General features: G+C 53.7%; 26 protein-coding genes. 25 read left to right on the forward strand and 1 reads right to left on the reverse strand.

The features are described 5' to 3' along the window. The first annotated feature begins 2 nt into the window (after window positions 1–2). From H8711_RS03975 to H8711_RS04055, 17 genes are all read left to right on the forward strand, one after another. Complete coding sequence (locus H8711_RS03975) at window positions 3–1,232, forward strand: DUF2800 domain-containing protein (protein ID WP_249282240.1); 1,230 nt, start codon at window positions 3–5, stop codon at window positions 1,230–1,232. Then, the gene (locus H8711_RS03980) at window positions 1,229–1,606 is read left to right on the forward strand and encodes a hypothetical protein (protein ID WP_249282241.1); all 378 of its coding nucleotides are present in this window, start codon (window positions 1,229–1,231) and stop codon (window positions 1,604–1,606) included. Before H8711_RS03975 ends, H8711_RS03980 begins: the two co-directional genes overlap by 4 nt. A 20-nt stretch (window positions 1,607–1,626) precedes the next feature. After that, window positions 1,627–2,235, forward strand: a complete 609-nt coding sequence (locus H8711_RS03985) for a DUF2815 family protein (protein WP_249282242.1) — start codon at window positions 1,627–1,629, stop codon at window positions 2,233–2,235. Window positions 2,236–2,247: 12 nt separating this feature from the next. After that, entirely contained in the window at window positions 2,248–4,239 is a 1,992-nt protein-coding gene (locus tag H8711_RS03990) for a DNA polymerase (RefSeq protein WP_249282243.1), read from the forward strand. 18 nt (window positions 4,240–4,257) lie between these two features. After that, entirely contained in the window at window positions 4,258–4,527 is a 270-nt protein-coding gene (locus H8711_RS03995; protein ID WP_249282244.1) for a DUF6378 domain-containing protein, read from the forward strand. A 15-nt stretch (window positions 4,528–4,542) separates the two neighbouring features. Continuing rightward, complete coding sequence (locus H8711_RS04000) at window positions 4,543–6,963, forward strand: virulence-associated E family protein (RefSeq protein WP_249282245.1); 2,421 nt, start codon at window positions 4,543–4,545, stop codon at window positions 6,961–6,963. Window positions 6,964–7,238: 275 nt separating this feature from the next. Next, window positions 7,239–7,427 carry a hypothetical protein gene (locus tag H8711_RS04005; RefSeq protein ID WP_249282246.1) on the forward strand — a complete coding sequence of 63 codons (189 nt, stop codon included), beginning with the start codon at window positions 7,239–7,241 and terminating at the stop codon, window positions 7,425–7,427. After that, complete coding sequence (locus H8711_RS04010; RefSeq protein WP_249282247.1) at window positions 7,424–7,702, forward strand: PDDEXK family nuclease; 279 nt, start codon at window positions 7,424–7,426, stop codon at window positions 7,700–7,702. Before H8711_RS04005 ends, H8711_RS04010 begins: the two co-directional genes overlap by 4 nt. 116 nt (window positions 7,703–7,818) lie before the next feature. Further along, window positions 7,819–8,118, forward strand: a complete 300-nt coding sequence (locus tag H8711_RS04015; protein ID WP_249282248.1) for an HNH endonuclease signature motif containing protein — start codon at window positions 7,819–7,821, stop codon at window positions 8,116–8,118. Window positions 8,119–8,238: 120 nt separating this feature from the next. Continuing rightward, complete coding sequence (locus H8711_RS04020) at window positions 8,239–9,501, forward strand: SNF2-related protein (RefSeq protein ID WP_346728184.1); 1,263 nt, start codon at window positions 8,239–8,241, stop codon at window positions 9,499–9,501. A gap of 1 nt (window position 9,502) precedes the next feature. Next, the gene (locus H8711_RS04025; protein WP_249282249.1) at window positions 9,503–10,267 is read left to right on the forward strand and encodes an adenine nucleotide alpha hydrolase family protein; all 765 of its coding nucleotides are present in this window, start codon (window positions 9,503–9,505) and stop codon (window positions 10,265–10,267) included. Further along, on the forward strand, window positions 10,264–10,671 hold the full coding sequence (locus H8711_RS04030) for a hypothetical protein (protein WP_249282250.1): 408 nt from the start codon (window positions 10,264–10,266) through the stop codon (window positions 10,669–10,671). Before H8711_RS04025 ends, H8711_RS04030 begins: the two co-directional genes overlap by 4 nt. A gap of 162 nt (window positions 10,672–10,833) precedes the next feature. Further along, window positions 10,834–11,181 carry a phBC6A51 family helix-turn-helix protein gene (locus H8711_RS04035; RefSeq protein WP_249282251.1) on the forward strand — a complete coding sequence of 116 codons (348 nt, stop codon included), beginning with the start codon at window positions 10,834–10,836 and terminating at the stop codon, window positions 11,179–11,181. Further along, on the forward strand, window positions 11,171–12,406 hold the full coding sequence (locus H8711_RS04040) for a PBSX family phage terminase large subunit (RefSeq protein WP_249282278.1): 1,236 nt from the start codon (window positions 11,171–11,173) through the stop codon (window positions 12,404–12,406). Before H8711_RS04035 ends, H8711_RS04040 begins: the two co-directional genes overlap by 11 nt. Before the next feature lie 205 nt (window positions 12,407–12,611). Continuing rightward, window positions 12,612–14,006: a hypothetical protein gene (locus H8711_RS04045; protein WP_249282252.1), complete on the forward strand. Its 1,395-nt coding sequence runs from the start codon at window positions 12,612–12,614 to the stop codon at window positions 14,004–14,006. Next, window positions 14,003–15,643 (forward strand): phage minor capsid protein, encoded by a 1,641-nt coding sequence (locus H8711_RS04050; RefSeq protein WP_249282253.1) that lies wholly within the window; start codon window positions 14,003–14,005, stop codon window positions 15,641–15,643. Before H8711_RS04045 ends, H8711_RS04050 begins: the two co-directional genes overlap by 4 nt. Next, a complete protein-coding gene (locus tag H8711_RS04055; RefSeq protein WP_249282254.1) occupies window positions 15,640–15,855 on the forward strand; it encodes a hypothetical protein in 216 nt (71 codons plus the stop codon). The genes H8711_RS04050 and H8711_RS04055 overlap by 4 nt, the downstream gene beginning before the upstream one ends. Window positions 15,856–15,951: 96 nt before the next feature. Here H8711_RS04055 and H8711_RS04060 read toward each other — a convergent pair whose 3' ends face one another. After that, window positions 15,952–16,653 (reverse strand): DUF4352 domain-containing protein, encoded by a 702-nt coding sequence (locus H8711_RS04060; protein ID WP_249282255.1) that lies wholly within the window; start codon window positions 16,651–16,653, stop codon window positions 15,952–15,954. A 308-nt stretch (window positions 16,654–16,961) separates the two neighbouring features. On the opposite strand from H8711_RS04060, the gene H8711_RS04065 reads away from it, so the two are divergent. Genes H8711_RS04065 through H8711_RS04100 form a run of 8 tightly spaced genes read left to right on the forward strand, consistent with a single transcriptional unit; the run spans window position 16,962 to window position 21,077 of the window. Then, window positions 16,962–17,564: a phage scaffolding protein gene (locus tag H8711_RS04065; protein WP_249282256.1), complete on the forward strand. Its 603-nt coding sequence runs from the start codon at window positions 16,962–16,964 to the stop codon at window positions 17,562–17,564. A gap of 4 nt (window positions 17,565–17,568) precedes the next feature. Next, the gene (locus tag H8711_RS04070) at window positions 17,569–18,594 is read left to right on the forward strand and encodes a N4-gp56 family major capsid protein (protein ID WP_249282257.1); all 1,026 of its coding nucleotides are present in this window, start codon (window positions 17,569–17,571) and stop codon (window positions 18,592–18,594) included. Window positions 18,595–18,610: 16 nt separating this feature from the next. Further along, complete coding sequence (locus H8711_RS04075; protein WP_249282258.1) at window positions 18,611–18,973, forward strand: head-tail connector protein; 363 nt, start codon at window positions 18,611–18,613, stop codon at window positions 18,971–18,973. Next, window positions 18,973–19,332: a hypothetical protein gene (locus H8711_RS04080; RefSeq protein ID WP_249282259.1), complete on the forward strand. Its 360-nt coding sequence runs from the start codon at window positions 18,973–18,975 to the stop codon at window positions 19,330–19,332. Before H8711_RS04075 ends, H8711_RS04080 begins: the two co-directional genes overlap by 1 nt. Next, on the forward strand, window positions 19,332–19,703 hold the full coding sequence (locus tag H8711_RS04085) for a DUF6751 family protein (RefSeq protein WP_249282260.1): 372 nt from the start codon (window positions 19,332–19,334) through the stop codon (window positions 19,701–19,703). Before H8711_RS04080 ends, H8711_RS04085 begins: the two co-directional genes overlap by 1 nt. After that, window positions 19,700–20,110 carry a minor capsid protein gene (locus H8711_RS04090; protein ID WP_249282261.1) on the forward strand — a complete coding sequence of 137 codons (411 nt, stop codon included), beginning with the start codon at window positions 19,700–19,702 and terminating at the stop codon, window positions 20,108–20,110. The genes H8711_RS04085 and H8711_RS04090 overlap by 4 nt, the downstream gene beginning before the upstream one ends. Beyond that, window positions 20,107–20,547 carry a hypothetical protein gene (locus H8711_RS04095; RefSeq protein ID WP_249282262.1) on the forward strand — a complete coding sequence of 147 codons (441 nt, stop codon included), beginning with the start codon at window positions 20,107–20,109 and terminating at the stop codon, window positions 20,545–20,547. Before H8711_RS04090 ends, H8711_RS04095 begins: the two co-directional genes overlap by 4 nt. A 5-nt stretch (window positions 20,548–20,552) precedes the next feature. Next, complete coding sequence (locus H8711_RS04100) at window positions 20,553–21,077, forward strand: hypothetical protein (protein WP_249282263.1); 525 nt, start codon at window positions 20,553–20,555, stop codon at window positions 21,075–21,077. Window position 21,078: the final 1 nt, after the last annotated feature.

Raw genomic sequence — 21,078 nt, forward strand, 5'->3', positions numbered from 1 at the left:
GCATGCCGCCCGAAAAACATGCATTGCTTTCCGCATCATCTGCATCCCGCTGGTTAGTCTGCACGGCGGCCCCCCGTTTTGAGGAGGGACTGCCAGAGAGCATCAGCACCTATGCGAAGGAGGGCCGCCTGGCTCACGCCATTGCAGAACTCAAGGTCCTCAAAAAATTTACCGCAGCCGTCACCCCTGGGGCCTACGCCACTCGCCTCAACAAGCTCAAGAAAGAGGAGCTTTATGACCCGGAGATGGACAAGACCACTGATCTCTACCTGGATCACCTGGTTGAGCAAGCAATGCTCTATGACAGCGCGCCCACCGTGGCGGCTGAGGTCAAGGTTGACTTTGGTGAGTATGTGCCAGAGGGGTTCGGCACTTGTGACTGTGTGATGATCGGTTGCGATACCCTGAGCATAACCGACTACAAGCACGGCAAAGGCGTGCCCGTGTCCGCGGTGGACAACCCCCAGATGCGCCTTTACGCCCTGGGCGCTCTCAAGCGCTACGTCCCCGTGTTTGGTGACACCATCAAGAAAGTCCGCATGACCATTGACCAACCCCGCCTTGACAGCTACACCTCAGACATCATCACCGTGGAGGAGCTGAAAGCGTGGGGTGAGAGCATCAAACCCATTGCACAAAAGGCTTTCTCCGGCCTTGGTGAGTTTGTCCCCGGTGAGCACTGCCGCTTTTGCCGTGGCAAGGCTCAGTGCCGTGCCCGTGCCAAGGTAAACACCGCTTTGGAGGATTTCAAGGACTGCGTGCCCATGAGCAAGGCTACCCCGGAACAACTTGCCCAAGCAGAGGAGGACGGCAGGGATGGCATCCCCACGCATCTCCTCTCTGATGCGGAAATTGGTGACCTGCTTATCCGTGGCCAGCAGCTTGTCCAGTGGTACAAGGACCTGGAGGAGTACGCCACCAAGGCCCTGCTGGATGGCAAGCCCATTGAGGGCTGGAAACTGGTGGCGGGCCGGAGCAACCGCACCTTTACGGACCAGGATGCCGCCATCAAGGCTGTCATTGCCGCCGGATATGATGAGGCTCTGGTTTATGATCGCAAGCCCAAGACCCTCTCTGAGCTTGAGAAACTGATGGGCAAGGCGGAGTTTGCTGAGAAAATCGGCAGCTTTGTGGTCAAGCCCCTTGGCAAGCCCGCGCTGGCGCTGGCCACGGACAAGCGTGAGGCCTACAACCCCGCCGCCTCCGATTTTGCTGGGGTGGTGCAGGAATGACCAACACAACCATCCATTTCCAATACGAAACCACCCGGTTTGAGATTTATCTGGATAAAATCACCGGGCTACCCGCTCCGAACATCCGCAAGCTGTTCAAACTGATGCTTTCAGAGCCTTGGAACAATCAAGCCGCCATTGACACCGTTGAGGCATTTCTGCCGGCGCAGATTGAGAAGTCCAAAGAGGCGTGGAGGCAGGCATCCGCTGATTTCAACAACGGTTGGCGGCTTGTGCAGAATAAACGGAGCAAACAGGGCCGTGCCATTATGGCCCAAAACAACAGGATCCATAAAGCCGTAAAGAGCACCAAGGGCATCCACCAACATTGGGTGCGGATTTATGGCTATTGGAATGACCACAATAAACAATGAAGTATAAGGAGATAACGATTATGTATCAGAATGATCCCATGAAAGTATTGACTGGAGAGGTGCGCCTGTCCTATGCCAATCTGACCACGCCCAGAGCTGCCCAGCAGGGCGCAGAGCCCAAGTATTCCGTCGCCATCCTCATCCCCAAGAGCGACGCGGCCACCAAGGCTGACATTGACAGCGCCATCCAGGCTGCGGCCAATGCCGCTCTGGCCAAGGTGTGGAATGGTGCCCGCCCCCCTGTTCTCAAGGTGCCCATCCATGACGGCGATGGCGTGCGGCCCTCTGGCATGCCCTTTGGCGATGAGTGCAAGGGGCATTGGGTGATGACCGCCTCCACCAAGAACAAGCCCCAGGTAGTGGGCATCGACAACATCAACTGTGAGCTGGCCCCCTCTGACATCTATAGCGGCATGTATGGCCGGGTCACGGTCCGTTTCTTCGGCTACTCCAACAGCGGCAACAAGGGCGTAGGCTGCAGCCTGGGCAACGTGCTCAAGACCCGTGACGGTGAACCTCTGGCCGGCGGCGCATCCGCAGCGGCTGACTTTGCGGGCCTCGGCGCCACTCCGGCGGCCTCCTGGAACACCAACAACGGCATCAACCCCATCACCGGACAGCCCATGTAAGGAGAGATCAACATGCGCCATCTCAGCATAGATCTTGAGACCTATTCCAGCGTGCCGATTGCAAAAGCCGGTGCGCAAAAGTACATATCAAGCCCGGACTTTGAAATCCTGCTTTTTGCGTACAGTATGGATGGCGCTCCTGTTGAGGTCATCGACTTGGCACGGGGGGAAACTCTCCCCCCGTGGTTGGTCCAGGCCATCACCAGCCCCGACTATATCAAGCACGCATACAATGCCCCCTTTGAGTGGGGCTGCCTGTCCAAATATCTGGACGCCGCTCTGCCGCCGGACCAGTGGAGGTGCACCATGTTTCACGGCCTCTACTGCGGCTATACAGCGGGCCTGGATGCCACTGGGCGGGCTCTGGGGTTGGCTGAGGACAAGCGCAAGCTCAACACGGGCAAGGCCCTCATCCGCTATTTCTGCGCGCCCTGCACCCCTTCCAAGGCCAACGGTGGCCGCACACGCAACTACCCGCACCACGACCCCGCCAAGTGGGAGCTGTTCAAAGATTACTGCCGCCAGGATGTGGTTACGGAGATGGAGATTGAGCGGCGGCTCTCTGCTTTCCCAGTGCCGGACTTCGTGCAGGAACAGTGGGAAACGGACCTTGTCATCAACGCCAGAGGCGTAGCCATTGACATGGACTTTGTAGAGGGCGCTCTATACCTTGGGGAGACCGTACGCAAAAATCTGATGCAGGAGGCCACTGAGCTCTCCAGGCTGAACAACCCCAACAGTGTGGCCCAGCTCACCCAATGGCTCCGGGAGGAAACAGGTGAGGAGCTGGCGGACCTGCGAAAAGATACCGTTTCCCGGTTGCTCCAGCAGGATGACAACAGCCCGCAAGTGCAGCGCATGCTGGAAATCCGCCAGGAGCTTGGCAAGACATCCACAAAAAAGTACAACGCCATTGAGATCGCTGTGTGTCCGGATGGCCGTGTCCGTGGGCTGCTCCAATTCTACGGCGCAAACCGCACCGGCAGATGGGCTGGGAGGCTGGTACAGGTCCAAAACCTGCCCCGCACCTACACAGAGCCGCTTGACCTTGCCCGTGATCTGGTAAGGAGCCGCAACCTGGATGCGCTGCGTGCGGTTTATGGTAGCGTGCCTGATACCCTCAGCCAGCTCATCCGTACGGCCTTTGTGGCCCCGGAGGGCCATGTCCTCATTGACGCCGATTTCAGCGCTATCGAGGCCCGTGTCATCTCCTGGCTAGCCGGTGAGCAGTGGCGGCTTGAGGTGTTCCGCACCCACGGGAAAATCTATGAGGCCTCTGCCTCCCAGATGTTTGGGGTGCCCATTGAGCGCATCAAAAAAGGCAACCCAGAGTATGCGCTCCGACAAAAGGGCAAGGTTGCAGAGCTGGCCCTCGGCTACCAAGGCAGCACCGGCGCGCTCATCAACATGGGGGCTCTTGATATGGGCATCCCGGAGGAAGATCTGCCGGACATCGTGAGCCGCTGGCGCGAGGCCAACAAGCGCATCCGTGATCTGTGGTATTCCATGGACAACGCCGCTGTGCAGGTCATCACCCAGGGCGGCTCTGTTGGCATCAACGGCCTCATCATCACCCGCGAGTACGACTACAACCAAGGCATCGACTGCATGACCATCCGGTTGCCTTCTGGCCGCAAGCTCTACTATGTGAGCCCCGGCATCGGTGAAAATCAATGGGGCAACCCGTCCATTTCTTACATGGGCATGGACCAGAAAACCAAACGGTGGAAACGCATTGAGACTTACGGCGGCAAGCTGGTGGAAAACTGCGTGCAAGCCATCGCCCGCGACTGTCTGGCGGAGACCATTGAGCGGCTGGAGGACGCAGAGCTCCCGGTGGTATTCCATGTCCATGACGAGGTGGTCATTGATGTGGCTCCCTGGAGTGATGAGGGCGCCATGCTGGAGCAGGTGGTCAATATTATGCGCCAGCCCATCCCCTGGGCGCCGGGCCTACCCCTCAATGCTGATGGCTGGGTGGGCGGCTACTTCAGGAAAGACTAATCGAAAGGAGACCGCATTGTGAAAAGAGCTGAAATTTTAGAGGCCGCCCGCGTCTGCGTGTGCGGTGAACGCGAACGGGACTACGGCGCACCGGAGGACAGCTTTGCCCTCATCGGCAGACTTTGGACTGCTTACCTGGGCACGCCGGTTACCCCCAAAGACGTAGCCATGATGATGGCGCTGTTGAAAATGGCCCGCATCAAGGTCGGTGACAAGGCGGACAGCTTCATCGATCTGGCGGGCTATGCAGCCTGTGCGGGCGAGATCGCGGGGAAGAACTCAGAATAAAGGAGTGCCGCCGTTATGCAATACGACCGCAAAATAACCATATCCGCCGGCAACAACCGGCGGGCAATGAACTGGACCGCCCAGACCATGCTCATTTCTGAACTGTGGGCCCGGCTCCAGACCCCCGCCAGGGGCACGGAGCCCCTGGCAGAATACCTGAACATGAAAAAGGCGCGGCAGGATGACCTCAAGGATGTTGGCGGCTTTGTGGCGGGCTCTCTCTCCGGCCCGCGCCGAAAAGCAAGCAATGTGACTGGGCGTGACATCATCACGCTGGATTTGGACAACATCCCCGCTGGCGGCACGGAGGACGTGATCCGCCGGGTGGAGGCGCTGGGCTGCGGCTATTGTATTTACAGCACCCGTAAACACAGCCCGGCGGCCCCCCGCTTGCGTGTCCTCCTGCCTCTGGACCGCACGGTGTCCGCGGATGAGTACGAACCCCTAGCCCGCAAGATGGCGGAGTACATAGGCATTGAGCTCTGCGACCCCACCACCTTTGAGGTGTCCCGCCTCATGTACTGGCCAAGCTGTTGTTCTGACAGCCAGTATGTATATCTCTGGCAGGACAAGCCCCTCCTCTCCGCCGGCGGCCTGCTGGCCCAATACGAGGACTGGCGGGACTGCACCCTCTGGCCACAGGTGCCGGGCGCTCTGAGCCTGCCCAAGCTGGCAGTCAGGCAAGGTGACCCGGTGGCCAAGACGGGCGTTGTGGGCGCTTTCTGCCGCACCTTTGATATCTACCGGGCCCTGGATGAGCTTATCCCCGGCATGTACGAGCCCGTGGAGAGTATGCCCGGAAGATACACCTATCTGGGCGGCTCTACCACCGGTGGCGCCGTGATCTATGACAACGGCAAGTTTTTATACAGTCACCACGCCACTGACCCGTGCAGCGGCCGCCTGGTCAATGCCTTTGACCTTGTGCGCCTCCACCGCTTTGGTGACAAGGACGATGAGGCCCAACCGGGCACACCCACCAACCGGCTCCCCAGCTACCAGGCCATGTGTGAGATGGCCGTCTCCAATGCGGATGTGGCCGCTCTGATGAGCCAGGAGCGATACCAGGAGGCCGTCAAGGACTTTGAGGGTGTGGAGCCCACCAACGAGAGGGACTCCGCCAACTGGATGAGCAAGCTGGCCGTGAATAGCCAGACAGGCCTCCCCAAAGCCACCATTGATAATGTCTGGATTATCCTGGAGCACGACCCTCTCCTCAAGGACAAGTTCGCCCTCAACTGCTTTGCGGGCCGCGGTGAGGTGCTGGGCGCCCTCCCGTGGGACGGCCGCACACAGCGCCGCCTCTGGGATGACAACGACAACGAGGGCCTCTATTGGTATATGGAACGCTACCATCACATCACCGGCAACGGCAAGATCGACGGAGCCCTGTCCCTGCACTCCACAAAGCACGCTTTCAACGAGGTGCAGGACTATCTTCAGGGCCTCAAGTGGGATGGCCAGCTACGGCTTGATACCCTTTTCATTGACTACCTGGGCGCTGTCGATACCCCATACACCAGAGCGGTGACCCGCAAGGCGTTCGCCGCCGCCGTCACTCGCGCCATGGCGCCGGGCAGCAAGTATGACACCATGCTCATCCTCTCCGGCCCCCAGGGCATAGGCAAGAGTACCCTGTTGGATAAGATGAGCCGGGGCTGGTTTAATGACAGCATCCGCACCTTTGAAGGCAAGGAGGCCTCTGAGCTCCTGCAAGGCGTTTGGCTGGTAGAGATAGCGGAGTTGGACGCTTTCCGGCGCACCGATATTGCCCGCATCAAGCAGTTTCTCTCCCTCCGCAATGACCGTTTTCGGGCTGCCTACGGCCGCCATGTCAAGGAGTTGCCCCGGTGCTGTGTGTTCTTCGGCACCACCAACACCTCCGATTATTTACAGGATCGCACCGGCAACCGCCGCTTTTGGCCCGTGGACACCGGTGTGCAGCCGGTCACAAAGAGCGTGTGGGCTGATCTGCCGGAGGAGGTTGACCAGCTCTGGGCGGAGGCTGTGGTCCGCTGGCAGACGGGAGAGCCCCTTTTCCTCAAGGGTGATCTTGAGGAGGCCGCCAAGGCCAAGCAGGAGGAGCACCGTGAAGTAAGCACCCGTGAGGGCATCGTGCTGGACTTCCTGGCCAAGCGGGTGCCGGAGGACTGGCAAAGCTGGCCTCTGGACCGCCGCCGCATGTTCTGGGGTGGCGCCGTGCAGGGTGAGGTCAAGCTGGTGGACCGGGACCGGGTGTGCGCCCTGGAAGTGTGGTGTGAGGCCCTGGACGGCAAGCAGCGGGATATCCGCTACTCTGACACGGCGGAGATAAACGGCATCATTGAGGCTTGCTCAAACTGGGAAAAAAGCAAGAGCTCTTTGCGCTTTGGTTACTGCGGCAAACAGCGTGGTTTTCTGAAAATCCGTGATAATTTATGGGATAAACTGGAATAAAAAGGCCGGAACATTCCCCGGAACATCTTAAAAACGGCGCTTGAATGTTCCGGGCCATGTTCCGCCTAATGTTCCGGGGAATGTTCCGGGCTAAACCCTTGAAAACACTGGCTTTTTTGAGTATCTGGAATATTGGAACATTTATTTTCTATTAAATATAAAAATAGAGAGAATAGAGAGAATAGAGAATATATATACTCTCTAATCCCCCTAATATAAGAAATATATAGAAAAAATGCTGAATGTTCCGCCCCAAAACAGAAAGGTGGATAAGAATGAATGTGAAACACTGGCTTGAAAATATTGTAAAAGCAAGAGGCCCCATATCACCCAAGGATGTTTATGCCGAGGGTAAAAAAGTGGGCATCACAAGAAAAGAGATAAAAGCCGCAAGATGCTGGCACGGAAAATATGTAAACACAGAAATCTGCGGTGACAGAACATTGTGGCGGTGGATGCCATGAAAGAAAGTTATATTGAGGGCTACATGGCCCGCAAGGTAAAAGAGCACGGAGGGCTGTGCTATAAGTTTGTCTCCCCCGGCAATCCTGGTGTGCCTGACCGTATTGTCATCACCCCCAACGGCCGCACCATCTATGTAGAGCTGAAAACAGAGATTGGGAGGCTGACCAAGATGCAGAAATGGCAAAGGGGCGAGTTGGAGAAACGGGGGGCGGATGTCCGTATACTGTGTGGGATGGATGCCGTGAAAGAGTTTTTAAGGGAGGTTTTTGGCTGATGGGTAGACCGAGAGCTGCGGGACCTGAGTTTTGTACGAAATGCGGAAAAGAAATGTACAGACCTCCGAGTGCCAGAGCCGGTGTGAGCCGTCCGTTCTGCTGCAGGGCTTGCCAAATGGCGTATCTCAATGCGGAGAACAACCCCAAGCGGATGACACCGGAAGTGAGGCAGAAATTGCGAGAATCACGTTTGAACACGGGTAACGGTAAGACATACACAAAGTTTTTTGGGAGGCATACGCATCGTGTCGTAGCGGAATTGATGCTGGGCAGACCCTTGCGACCCGGAGAGGTGGTGCACCACATAGATGGGGATAAGCGAAACAACGACCCTAAGAATCTAATGGTTTTTGAAAATCAAACCGCGCACGCCAAATGGCACACGCAGCAAGGAGGTGATAACAATGAAATTTGAGCCGCATAATTACCAAGCCTATTGTATTCAGCGAGTAGTTGAGGATCCCGCAGTTGGCTTGTTCCTGCGGCCCGGTTAAATGGCCTTGGCAAAACGGTCATCACCCTCACGGCGGTCAACATTCTCAAGTATTTCCGCTGGCGGGTGTCCAAGGTCCTGGTGGTAGCACCCAAAACGGTGGCAGAGGCCACCTGGAGCAAGGAGGCAGCCAAGTGGGATCATCTGCAACACCTCCGCATTTCAGCAGTGCTGGGCAGCACCTCCAAGCGGATTAAGGCTCTTAATACTCCGGCGGATGTGTATGTTATCAACCGAGAAAACGTAGAGTGGCTGGTGGACTATTATAAGCAAGCCTGGCCTTTTGACATGGTAGTGTTGGATGAGAGCACCAGCTTCAAGAACTCCCAAAGCAAACGCTTTAAGGCATTGAAACGGGTACGGCGTTTCGTCAAAAAGATGGTGCTACTGACCGGCACGCCGTCCTCCAAGGGCCTCATCGACCTGTGGGCTCAGGTGTACTTGCTGGACCAGGGGGAGCGGCTGGGGCCCACTCTGAGCGCCTACCGGGAGCGATATTTTGACCCGGATCAAAGGAGCAGGACCCAGATTTTCTCCTATAAAGCCAAGGATGGGGCGGAGAGTGCGGTGCTGGAGGCTATCTCTGACATCTGCATCTCCATGAAAGCGGAGGATTATTTGCAGCTGCCGCAGATCATCCAGCACGAGGTGCCGGTGCTGCTTGACCCCAAGGCCACGCGAGACTATGAGCAGTTTGAGCGGGACCTGCTGCTGGAGGTGGATGAGGATGTTATCACCGCTGGCACCGCCGGGGTGCTGGTGGGCAAGCTGTTGCAGTATTGCAACGGCGCGGTCTACGGCACCGAGGGTCAGGTGGTCCATGTCCATGACTGCAAGCTGGATGCTTACATGGAGCTGTTGGAGCGTTTGAACGGCGAACCCGCCTTGACGTTCTACGGATACCAGCATGACCGGGATCGCATCCTGGAGCGGCTGCAAAAGCAGCGCAAGGATCTCAAGGTCAGGGTTTACAAGGGCGCTGGGGACGCCGATGCCTGGAACAATGGAGATGTTGATGTGCTGCTGGTGCATCCGGCCTCCTGCGCCTATGGCCTCAACCTTCAGGCCGGCGGACGCAATGTCATCTGGTACGGTCTCAACTGGAGCTTTGAGCTTAATGACCAGGGCAATTGCCGCTTATGGCGGCAGGGGTCCCCTTACGACAAGGTCTATATCCACTACCTCATCGTGCAGGGGTGCGAGGATGAGGACGTTATGGCGGCTATCCGAGACCGTGCTGACACCCACGAGGCCGTCATGCGGGCCCTGAAAGCAAGGATTGAGAAGACGCGAGGGAGGGGCTAGCATGGAGCACATTTTATCGCTGAGCTACGGCAAAGATAGCATGGCCTGTTTGGGAGCTATCGAGCGTTTGGGGTGGCCCCTGGATCGCATCGTTACGGCCGATGTTTGGGCTACGGATGACATCCCAGCAGATTTGCCGCCTATGGTAGAGTTTAAGGCGAGAGCTGATGCGATCATCAAAGAACGATGGGGCATTACGGTGGAGCATGTCAGGGGGAAGTATACGGCGGAAACGCTGATGTACCGCCGCCGTGTAAAAGGTAATCACGCGGGCCAAATAAGGGGCTGGCCTATGACCAAGGGGCAGAGAATGGGGTGCGAATTGCAGCGGCCGTGCAAGGTAAAACCGTTACAGGAGATACAGCGCGGAGGCATCATCTATCTTGGGATTGCGGCAGATGAGCCAAGCCGAATAGCTGGGCATATCAACAGGCCGAACGTAAAACTCCCATTGGTTGAGATTGGCTGGCAGGAGGATTACTGCGGTCTATGGTCCAAGTATTCCGGGCTGCTTGCGCCTATATACACCGAAGAGGTGCGGGGCGGGTGCTGGTTTTGCCCAAACCAGAGGGTTGATTCACTCCGCCGGCTGCGGAAGAACTACCCAGATTATTGGGCTCTGATGTTGAGCTGGGACGGGGACAGCCAATTCCCGTTTAAGCCAAAGCGCACGCTCCGCGACTACGACCGCCGATTTCAGGCGGAGGACGAAGGCAGAATTGCCCTCGAAGGCAAAAGATTTCGGTGGGAGGAGGTCACACCGTGACGAATCAAGAAAAGAAGCAATATTTGCTACAGTATCGGAATAATGAATCTGAGATCAGCCGAACTATCGAAGAATTGACGAGGTGGGAAAGCAGAGCCCGTCGGGTCACCAGCGGATGGAGCGATCTGTCCAGCGGGACAAGCAATCAGGGCGACAGAATCCAGATGTGCGTCGAGAAGATCATAGAGATGCAGAACAAGTTGGCGGAGCAAATTGACAGAGGAGTTGCATTGCGTGAGGATATCGAGAAAGCAATTGGAGCAGTAGCGGATGATCGGCTAAGGCTGCTGTTGCGGTACCGGTACATAGACGGATATACTTGGGAGAGGATTGCAGTAGAGATGCACTATTCGTGGAGACAGGTTGTTAGAATGCACGGCAAAGCACTCGAAGAGATGTCATAGAATGTCATATCGAAACAATGATATAGTGTAATTAGAAAAATCCGCTCATGGGGTACCACGGGCGGATTTTCTGCGTCCAAAGGGAGGGATGCAACATAGCCAAGCCATGGATGATGCGCAAGCCAAAGGGCGAGAAGATAATCAAAAAAGCGTGGTGGTGATGTGACGACAAAACGAAACAAAACGGTGCTCGGGAAAAAACAGCTCAAGGCGGCGGAAATGTTGTCAAACCCTGATTTCAGCGGGACAATTACGCAGCTATGCGAGCGTATTGGTGTCGCAAGGTCTACGTTTTACCGGTGGCTTGAGGACGAGACGTTCCGCGATTACGTGGATGGCCTGATCGATAGATATACGGACAGCGAGCTGTCACGTGTTTGGAAAGCCCTTATGCGCCGTGTTGACGTCGGGGATATCCAGGCGATCAAGCTGTATTTTGAGCTCAAGGGACGGTACAAACAAGATGCCGTCGGGCGCGACGCGGGAGTGCAAATCGTTGATGACATATAAACTATCTAAAATAATATCCCCTGCGTTCGCAGAACCGCACCGAAAAATTAAGATGGGCGTAGTTAATGAGCTGGTCTGTAAGGGCGGACGAGGGTCCGCAAAGTCAAGTTATGTCAGCGTGGAATTGGTGCTGGAACTCCTGAAGCACCCTCTTTGCCATGCGGTAGTGATGCGTAAGGTGGGCAACACCCTCCGCACATCGGTATACGCGCAGATATGCTGGGCTATTGCTGAGCTTGGATTGGCGAACAAGTTTCGGTGCACAGTGTCGCCGATGGAGTGCGTATATATCCCAACTGGGCAAAAGATTATGTTTTTTGGGATGGACGACCCTGGAAAGCTCAAATCAATCAAAGTAGCGTTCGGCTACATCGGGATTGCGTGGTTCGAGGAACTGGATCAGTTTGATGGCGAAGAGCAAATCCGCAGCGTGGAACAGTCATTGTTCCGCGGCGGTGTGTACTCTATGTGCTTTAAGAGCTTCAACCCTCCTGCCATGGCGAGAAACTGGGCGAACCGCTATGTGATAGAGAGCAAGCCTGGGAAAATAGTGCACCATAGCACCTATCTTACAACTCCGCCGGAGTGGCTGGGGCCTCGTTTTCTGGCCGATGCCGATCACTTAAAGTCCATCAACCCAACCGCATACCGGCATGAGTATGGAGGGGAAGTTGTAGGCTCAGGCACGCAGGTGTTCGAAAACTTGCGGTTAGAGCCGATATCAGAAAAATTTATTTCCGAACAGGACTGGCATTACTTTGGTCAAGACTGGGGCTGGTATCCAGACCCCAACCAATTTGTGGGATGTACATACAGTAGCAAAGACCGTGTCCTGTATATTTACGAGGATTATCGGGCCAATCGTTGCCCGGACGACCGGTGGGCGGAAACTATCAAGGCCCACAAGAACGACCGCATTGTGGCCGATCCTGGTGGTGGCGGAGACAAGTCAATCAGCAATTTTCGGTCCATGGGATTCGACATGGTGGCCGCCAGAAAGGGGCCTGGTAGCGTTGAAGCTGGAATCAAGTGGCTACAATCCCTGCCGGCTATTGTGATTGATCCAGAACGATGCCCAAATGCAGCGAAAGAATTCAGCGAGTATGAATATGAACGCAACGAAAAGACCGGCGAGGTTCTCCAGGGCTACCCAGATGCAGCGAATCACGTTATCGATGGATGCAGATATGCCTTGGAGCAAGTATGGAGGAGGCGTGGGATGTGATAACTAAATTAAAAACATGGCTCTATAAACGATTTTTGCCTGCCTGGTGTCGGGACGATCTAACGGAGGCAAACGAAAGACTGCGGGAGAAGCTTGCTGTGCAAAGGCGGGAAATCGAACGCCTGAGCGCATATATTGACGGAATGGAGTACGCCATGCGGCGGAGACCCCGTATCATCATCAACGCAAAAGAGGTGAGGGAGGAATGAGTATACTCACCGCACTCTTTGACGGCAATAAAATTTATAATTTTGAACAAGCGTTTGGGGTTAAGGATATCACTTCGGCGCCGATGAAAGCTGCAATCGGGGACTGGATGGGACTATATTACCAGACTGAGCCGACGGACAGGGAAGACCCGTGCCAACGTATTCCGGTGGCCGTAGTACATAAATTGAGCAAAACCACATTTTCTGAGTATGAGGCGGGTGCTGCTGGTTCCGGCCCTAAAACCGAGTATATAACAAGTGTTTTGGGCGCACTGGATGTGTGTCGTAAGAAAGCGATGCAGCAGGCGCTTATTGGTGGACAGTGCTATCTCAAGCCGATTTTTTTATCTAAGGGCGTCTCCTTTGGCGTGATCTCTCGCAGTGACTATTTGGCGCTCGGACGCGACGAGCGCGGTGATCTGACCGACATCGGCACAGCGGAGCGCACCATAGTGGATAGACTGTATTATACCCTGCTGGAGCGGCGCACGGTGGATGCAGATGGGTGGCTGAAGATTGAAAGTAGACTATATCGGTCAAACACAGAGGACATCTTAGGCACCGAAATTCCACTGCAAGCCCTGGAGAAATATGCGGCGCTGGAGCCTGTTGTGGTGTTTCCGAAGCCAGTTGGCAGTATTGGACTGATACCGCTACGCGTACCCTTGGAAAACACAGTAGATGGCAGCCTGGATGCAGTCAGCGTATATGCTCCTGCTGCGGGCCTGATCCACAATATCAACCGCAACGAGGCGCAACTCAACGGGGAATTCGAGCGCGGGAAAAGCCGTATCTTTGTAGACGATACGCTGCTTGAACGCCGGGACGGCCGAAAAGCATTAACGGACGATGTTTTTGTGGGGGTTTCGGGCGACTACCAAAGCGGAGGGATTGACATCTTCTCCCCGCCTTTGCGGGAGGCATCCTTTCTTGCGCGAAAGACAGAATACCTCCGAAACGTGGAAAGCCTAATTGGCTTAAAGCGCGGGCTGTTGTCGGAGGTTGAGGCGATGGAGCGTACGGCTACGGAGGTGACGTCCAGCGCGGGCGACTACAACCTATCCATCATTGATCTTCAGGAGATGTGGGATGGTGCTGTACGCGAGGCTGTGAGGGTATGTGGTGTGCTGGGCCGAATGTATAAAATTTATGCTGGGCCGGAGATCAACCCAGGTAAGGATGTAATCATCAATTGGGGAAACGGAATCCTCTACGATGAAGATCAAACCTGGGGCGATTACAAGGCTATGGTAGCGGCGGGAATGCTGAAGCCAGAGATTGCGGTTGGCTGGTACTTTGATATGCCGACCGAAACAGAGGAAGATTTACAGAAGATTAGAGGGCGATATATGCCAGAGGTTGAAGAAATGGCGAAACCTGGTGACGAATGATGTTAACACCAGAACAGATTGACGCCATTCGGGACGCCGCTACAAAGCTTACAGACCCAATCAGCAGCTACCTTATTTCTGAGATTGCAAGACGTATTTCAGAGGCGGGGCAATTGACTTCCACCGCTGCATACGAGGTTTGGAAACTCCAAAACTTAGGCGTATCACAAAGGGAAATTAAGAAACGCATCCGAAAGCTGTTAAAGGTTTCACACCAAGAATTACGTAGATTACTTACGCAATCAGCAGAGGTAGGATATAACTACGACATAATGAATTTCCCTTTTGCCCAGGCTGTTCCATTCGCAGAAAATATCGTCCTTCAACAAACGATAGCGGCAGCAGTAAAACTGGCACAGGATGATCTGACTAATATGGTACAAACCATTGGTTTTGTAGCGCCTGATGGGAAAACGTACCCGCTGACCGCTGCATATAAAAAGGCGTGTGATTTCGCGTTCGAGCAAGTCGCCACAGGTGCGTCGGACTACAACACCGCAATTCGACAGGCCACCAAGAATTTAGCGCATAAGGGAGTGCAGTGGATCGACTATCAATCTGGTGCTCACACGTCTCTGGAGGCAGCGGTGCGGCGCAACATTATGGGCGGGCTGGGCCTGATGCAGGAGCAGATCAGTCGGCAAGAGCATGATAGTCTAGGCGCCGACGGATGGGAAATTTCAGCTCACGCAGCAAGCGCCCCAGATCATGAACCGATCCAGGGCAGGCAGTATTCGGATGCCGAATATATGGCCCTGAACAATAGCCTCGCTCGCCGCATTGGTACACTGAATTGCGGCCATGTGGCCTTCCCTGTCATTTTGGGAGTTAGCGTGCCGCAGTACACGCCGGAAGAACTGGCGAAGTTTAAGCGGGACAACGCTACTGGCATTGAATACCTGGGTAAGCACTACACTATGTATGAAGCAACACAGATGCAACGGAAGCTTGAGCGCTCTATGCGTGCTCAGAAACGAAAAATTCTGGTGGATGAATCGACAGGCGACACAGAAAAATTGCAAATAGACCAGATTAAGCTTCAGGTGCTAAGCGGCGAGTATAAGCGCTTTTCTGCGGCGGCCGGACTTCGGACACAGTCTGAGCGGGCCGAAATAGCGAACTTTGGAAAGGGACAGGCGGCAAGGGCTAAATCAGGATACGCAAGAGTTGCAACAGCCGCAAATTCGATGTATGATATTGGCAGCGGAGAAAAGAATATCAAGGCGTATATGCGAGATTTGCCGCTACGGCGAAAAATTCAGTCCGACCAAGTGATAACAACCATCGAGCCCGGACAATTCAGAAAACATGTTGCGGGAACAAACGAATATAAGCAATATGTTGAGAAGCTGAAAAAGCAGGGGAAAAACGGGCCAAGCCGCTTGACCGTCAGCGCAGACGAGGCGCAGGCTTTGGTAGATCAATACAAGGGTACCGGGATATTAGAGCGAACAAACGATGGCGTGTGGCAAAGCAAGGAGGTTGTTACCATGCATCCTGATGTGATCGGCGTTGTCGTTGATAACCGCAATGGGGCTGAGGCGGAAACGACAGTATTCAAAATCCACTACGGCAAGCGAGGGACGCATATTGTCCCCGACTACCCGAGCAAGAAGGGGGCGAAAGGCAGAAGATGAGATATACGGAAAAGAAACTGTTTGATTTCATGGATTCGGAGCGGGAAGTCTGTGTTACCTGCACAGATGGACAGATTTTTTCGGGCCGCTGCTGGGCATACTGCGCCGTCGAGAATGAGGAGGAGGGCGGTGTGTTTGAGCCAAGTCTCGATGTTGGCCCAGGTACCGTCCTCTATATCAGTAGGATCGAAAAAATTGAATTTATAGATTAAACCACCAACCTTTTGGGAGGTGGTTTTCTTATGCCGCAAATTTGACGCGCAAAAACGGCGGCGCCCTGCAATTTTAACAGGGCGCCGCCGAAAGGATCACTTTTCGTATACAAACTTTATTTTGCCACTGTGAAACTGGCTCGGCTGATAGTTGATTTCCAAACGTTCCATATCTTTTGGAACTTCGTACCCCAACACTCCACTCATTTTCTTTCCAGGTGCGATTGTCCCGTCTAAGCTTTTTAGACCACCGTCCTCCGCAAAGGAGACGAGGCTGATATTTGCGGCGTAATCGTCACAATACGCATCAAAACTCATAATTGAACTGACGTTTATTTCTTTGGCCGAGTTGTTTTCAATTTCAAACTCTACAGTTACAAAGACATTCCCATCCCCTGGATGGATGAAATCCGTTCCGAACGATTCAGAGACATTGACCATGGTGGCCTTAATCCCGAGGAATTCCGCAGGTTCGTTCAGCCCGTAGACACCATCTTCTTTGTTGTTCGCCTCGTCTGAAGAAAGGGATGTTGTGCCGCTAGATGAACTCTGATTCGCCGAAACGCTGGTCGAAGTCGGCTCATTGGAACCCGAAAGAGCTCCAACAACGAAAACAACGGCAAAAATAGCAACCGCGATTACGATAACAACGAGGCACCCGTTTTTCTTTTTTGGAGGAGGGGCTGGGTTGCCTTGGGACGGGGCGGGTTGCTGAGGCGGGTTAACGAAAACCGGTTGCCCGCACTTGGGACAAAAATTTGCGTCTTGGAATTCTGTGCCGCACTTCTTACAAAACATGAGAATGCCTCCTAAACCTGTCGTATTTTGTTAAATTATACCGCGTATATGAGTCGTAATTACACGAATTTAGGAATTCGATGAAAAATATAAAGGCAAAGGTGATGATTTTGATTTACGAGGGAAAAGAGAAGATTAATGGAGAAAGGCGGTGATCCAGATTTCTCCCGGCGCGGGGTAAGGCGCCGCCCTGAGCAAGGCGTTAAAAGGCTCTATTGTTATGCCGATACGGCGGAACCGGCCGTTTAACCGGTTCACCCACTGACCGGAGAAAGACCGGTGGATAAATTATTTTAGGGGGATCCGAATTGAAGAACATTTACGAGATTCTATCCGGGTTAAATTTAGAAATCCCGGAGGGCAAAAAATCAGATTTTGAGAAAGATTTGTTTGCCAACTACAAAACTGTGGCTGACTATGATAAGCAGGTCGGCAAGGTTGCGCAGTTGACAGACCAGCTCAAAAGCACTACAGACGGCCTGAAAGCATTTGAGGGCGTGGACGTCAACGAACTCAAGGGACGGATCATAAAATTGCAAGGCGACCTTGCGAGACAAGAGTCGGACTATCAAGCCAAAATTGCCGATATGGCCTTTGAAAGCTTACTGTCCAGCGCGGTGACTGCCGCGAAAGGACGCGACGCAAAGGCTGTATGCAGCATGTTGGACATCGATGCACTAAAAAACAGCAAAAACCAAGAGGCGGACATCAGAGCGGCCATGGATCAGCTAAAGAAGGATAAGAGCTACTTATTTGAGGCCGATCGAACCCCTCCCCCTTACGCCGCAGGCACCGGCACACAAAAAATGACCGGGGCTGTTACCAAGGAGTCGTTTGCAAGGATGGGTTATCGCGAGCGACTGGAACTGAAACAGAACAATCCAAAATTGTATGAACAAGTAAAGGAGTAAAACTATGCCTGATGTTATCACTACCCTGAATAAGCTAATTGATCCGGAGGTTATGGCCGACATGATTACCGGAAAGATTCCCAAGAAAATTCGAGTCATCCCATTTGCCAAGGTGGACGCCACCCTTGAGGGCCAGCCTGGAAGCACCATCACCGTCCCATCGTGGGGGTATATCGGCGATGCTTACGATGTAGACGAAGGTGCAGACGTTACTATCGAGGCTATGAGCACTTCTAGCAAGACCGCAACCATCAAGAAAGCTATGAAAGGTGTGTCTTTAACCGACGAGGCAGTGCTCTCGGGTTACGGCAATCCGGTGGGTGAGGCGGCCAATCAGTTGGCCCTATCTATCGCCGCCAAGGTGGATAATGATGCGATGGACGCGCTGCGTACAAGCACCCTCTCCTATGACGGCACAAGCGCAAAAATCGCCTATAACGGCATTGTAGACGCTATCGATGTATTCGAGGAGGAAGTCAACACTGAGAAGGTGCTGTTTGTCCACCCTGCACAGGTTACTACTTTGCGCAAAGACAGCAATTTTATTTCCGCCGACAAATACAAGGAGGGCGTAATGCTCACCGGCGAGATCGGCATGATCGCTAATACTAGGATCGTCCCATCCAAGAAAGTCGTGAAGATCGGTTACATCAAGGCTGAATCCGGCGACAGCGGAGCAGTGAAAATCGTGGACGAAACCGCAACCCCGTCCTCTGGAGAATCCAAGTTATCCAGCCTGACCGCCGGAGATTTTTGGGACTCTGAAGAAAGGGCTGTATTTGTGCCTGAGGTCAATGATTACGTTGTACCGGTTACGGCGGCCTACTACCTTAATCCGTTGGTAAAGCTGGAACAGGATGACGAGACGGAGGACGCGCTTCCTGCTATCACAGTGTATCTTAAGCGAGAGACCAATGTGGAAACTGAAAGAAAACCAAAGAACCGCACCACGGAAATTACCGCCGATCGTTTTTATGTGGTGGCGCTGTCCAATGAATCTAAGGTGGTTCTGGCAAAATTCAAAGCCTGATCCTGGAGGTAGGCCTATGGTCGATTTCATATTCTATAGGACCAAATATAAAGGCGATACTATCCCTAGTGCTGATTTCCCCAGCCTTATCAAGCGGGCTGGGGATCAGCTTGCCCGGTATAAACGCATTTACATAGTTACAGCGCCGGAGGCAGATTCCGAGGGCATGGCGGTCTGCGCCATGGCTGATGCGCTGTATGGATTTGATTTGATCGCCAATGGGGAGGGCGGAGCGGTACGATCAGCATCTATCGGTAGCGTTTCCGCTAGCTACAGCGGCGCTGGGAATGACGCAGTGGATGTGACTCCAGTGGGCCAAGCCAGAGAATTGTTTCGCTGTGCCTGCTTATACTTAGATATCTACCGGGGGGTGCACTAATGCAAACCTTGAATGTCCTTGGCACTCCGTACACAATAACCGTAAGAAAATACAAAGAGGATGAAGCCTTTGAGCGTGAATCGATTGACGGGTACTGCGATCGCTATCTGCAGCAGATAGTCATCTGTGATATGACAACCTGTAAAGGGTGGGAATACGAATCTGCCGAAGCTGCAAGGAGTGCGCAGCGGCAGATTTTACGGCATGAAATTGTTCACGCTTTCTTTGACGAATCCGGGCTCGCGGATAGTTCTTTTAAGGTTGATGGACCGTGGGCAAAAAACGAGGAATTGGTAGACTGGATTGCTTTGCAGGGGCCAAAAATTTATGCCGCATGGCAAGAAGCGGGGGCGTTGTGATGGCCCGTATCAAGCGCCGCGCCTCTCCTGTGGAGTATAAGCTGTGCAATCAGACGGTGACGGTCTACCACAAGGATAATGAGATATACACCAGAAGGGTGTACACTCACGCGTTCTTGGATTTTAAAAAAAGCCAAAACATAGACAAAACAGGCAGCGCTGAAGCAAATGGCTTTTTGCTGGTTATTCCGTGTCCGGAACAAAGCGTTTATGTCGGCGACAAAGTCTTACTAGGAATTGGCCCTGAAGTCTCCACACGGGAAGGGTGGGCGTCGCTTATCCCGGCGAAAGTCCCGGGGCTTGTGGTAGTCAAATATGTTGATACAAAGTATTGGAACGGGAAAATGGTGCATGTGGAGGCGGGCGGATGAACATAGTGGGAAGAATAGCCGTTAATATGAAGCCCATAGATCAAATACTGAAAGCAAAAGGGCTTACGAGGGGCGGAGATGTGCAGCGATATCACACTGCAAATGTCTTGCGAAGGATAGTAAAGTACATGCCGTACCGAAGCGGAGCCACCATCAAGTTGACTCAGGCGCAAACACATATTGACACCCCCGAGATTGTGACTGATACGCCTTATGCGCGGTATCTCTACTATGGAAAGGTGATGGTTGGGAAGGCTCCAAAAACGGTTACGGATGTCGACTTGCAATACACAAAGGACAAAAATCCGCTGGCCGGCCCATTTTGGGATCGCAGGTTGAAAGCTGCGGAAATACCCGCAATGCAATCCGAGCTACAGGAATATGTAAGAAGGAGGGAAGGCCGATGAGCGCGTTAGCAAAGCTGAAGAGCTGGCTGGCTGAATATCCCGGGTTTGACATCCTTTCTGCCTTTCAGGTGGACTACACAGACCAGATACCTCGAAACGGTGGATTGTTTCCGTCTGGCTTGGTGGAAATAGAGCGCCGCCGGGATATTCTTGGGAATGTTACTGTGACCAACCAATATAATTTCGGACTATACTATGTCTTTGAGAAAGCGCCTGGCGACGACCAGGGGGCCACTATAAATGCGGACTGGATCATGGATTTTCAGGAGTGGGCGCAAGAGCAATCTGCGACAGGGGCGGCTCCGGTTTTTGGAGACGCGCCGCAAAACGAAAAGATTATAGCCCAAAACGGAGTTTTATACGAAGCCGATGGAGAGGGAACGGCGACCTATATGGTTCAGCTCTCCGTCCAGTATGTAAAGAAATTTGAGAGGTGAATGAAATGGCCGATATAACTTTTAACACTGCGGCTGATGCGGCGGTTGAACGCGAACTATTGCTACTATATCTGAATACGGGCACCTCCTCGGCACCCGCGTGGAGCGTCATTGGAAAGCGCGTGGAGGACAGTTCCATCGAGTTTGACTGGGGAGACGAGACCAAGACAGACATTCTGGGGCAAACCTACACCACAATGAAAAAGCCGGCCCTGACGCAATCATTTGAGCCGTGTGAACTGGATGCAGGAGACGAGGCACAGGTGAAACTGTGGAACCTGGCGATCAAGGATCAGGACGTGGCCGCACTCTCAAACCAAGACATGCTTTTGGTGCATCTTTATGCGGGCACCAAAAATACAGCGGTGTTCGCCGAACGATACAGTTCGTGTGCAGTCAAGCCGTCTGGCTTGGGGGGTTCCTCGAATGTGGGAATGCCTATTGACGTGATCTTTGGCGGAAAGCGGACTGTAGGGACGGCATCGAATGCGAACGGCACAGTAACATTTACGCCGGATTCTGAGGAGTGAT

Source organism: Ligaoa zhengdingensis, from assembly GCF_014384885.1.
Taxonomy (GTDB): Bacteria; Bacillota; Clostridia; order Oscillospirales; family Ruminococcaceae; genus Ligaoa; species Ligaoa zhengdingensis.

Excerpts from the sequence above, each read along its gene's own strand:
- H8711_RS04015 (WP_249282248.1), top strand. The coding sequence starts at position 7,819 with ATGGCGTATCTCAATGCGGAGAACAACCCCAAGCGGATGACACCGGAA.
- H8711_RS03985 (WP_249282242.1), top strand. The coding sequence starts at position 1,627 with ATGTATCAGAATGATCCCATGAAAGTATTGACTGGAGAGGTGCGCCTG.
- H8711_RS03990 (WP_249282243.1), top strand. The coding sequence starts at position 2,248 with ATGCGCCATCTCAGCATAGATCTTGAGACCTATTCCAGCGTGCCGATT.
- H8711_RS04070 (WP_249282257.1), top strand. The coding sequence starts at position 17,569 with ATGCCTGATGTTATCACTACCCTGAATAAGCTAATTGATCCGGAGGTT.
- H8711_RS04095 (WP_249282262.1), top strand. The coding sequence starts at position 20,107 with ATGAGCGCGTTAGCAAAGCTGAAGAGCTGGCTGGCTGAATATCCCGGG.
- H8711_RS04000 (WP_249282245.1), top strand. The coding sequence starts at position 4,543 with ATGCAATACGACCGCAAAATAACCATATCCGCCGGCAACAACCGGCGG.
- H8711_RS04005 (WP_249282246.1), top strand. The coding sequence starts at position 7,239 with ATGAATGTGAAACACTGGCTTGAAAATATTGTAAAAGCAAGAGGCCCC.
- H8711_RS04080 (WP_249282259.1), top strand. The coding sequence starts at position 18,973 with ATGCAAACCTTGAATGTCCTTGGCACTCCGTACACAATAACCGTAAGA.
- H8711_RS04010 (WP_249282247.1), top strand. The coding sequence starts at position 7,424 with ATGAAAGAAAGTTATATTGAGGGCTACATGGCCCGCAAGGTAAAAGAG.
- H8711_RS03980 (WP_249282241.1), top strand. The coding sequence starts at position 1,229 with ATGACCAACACAACCATCCATTTCCAATACGAAACCACCCGGTTTGAG.
- H8711_RS04055 (WP_249282254.1), top strand. The coding sequence starts at position 15,640 with ATGAGATATACGGAAAAGAAACTGTTTGATTTCATGGATTCGGAGCGG.
- H8711_RS04090 (WP_249282261.1), top strand. The coding sequence starts at position 19,700 with ATGAACATAGTGGGAAGAATAGCCGTTAATATGAAGCCCATAGATCAA.
- H8711_RS04045 (WP_249282252.1), top strand. The coding sequence starts at position 12,612 with ATGAGTATACTCACCGCACTCTTTGACGGCAATAAAATTTATAATTTT.
- H8711_RS04050 (WP_249282253.1), top strand. The coding sequence starts at position 14,003 with ATGATGTTAACACCAGAACAGATTGACGCCATTCGGGACGCCGCTACA.
- H8711_RS04075 (WP_249282258.1), top strand. The coding sequence starts at position 18,611 with ATGGTCGATTTCATATTCTATAGGACCAAATATAAAGGCGATACTATC.
- H8711_RS04100 (WP_249282263.1), top strand. The coding sequence starts at position 20,553 with ATGGCCGATATAACTTTTAACACTGCGGCTGATGCGGCGGTTGAACGC.
- H8711_RS04025 (WP_249282249.1), top strand. The coding sequence starts at position 9,503 with ATGGAGCACATTTTATCGCTGAGCTACGGCAAAGATAGCATGGCCTGT.
- H8711_RS04085 (WP_249282260.1), top strand. The coding sequence starts at position 19,332 with ATGGCCCGTATCAAGCGCCGCGCCTCTCCTGTGGAGTATAAGCTGTGC.
- H8711_RS03975 (WP_249282240.1), top strand. The coding sequence starts at position 3 with ATGCCGCCCGAAAAACATGCATTGCTTTCCGCATCATCTGCATCCCGC.
- H8711_RS04040 (WP_249282278.1), top strand. The coding sequence starts at position 11,171 with ATGACATATAAACTATCTAAAATAATATCCCCTGCGTTCGCAGAACCG.
- H8711_RS04060 (WP_249282255.1), bottom strand. The coding sequence starts at position 16,653 with ATGTTTTGTAAGAAGTGCGGCACAGAATTCCAAGACGCAAATTTTTGT.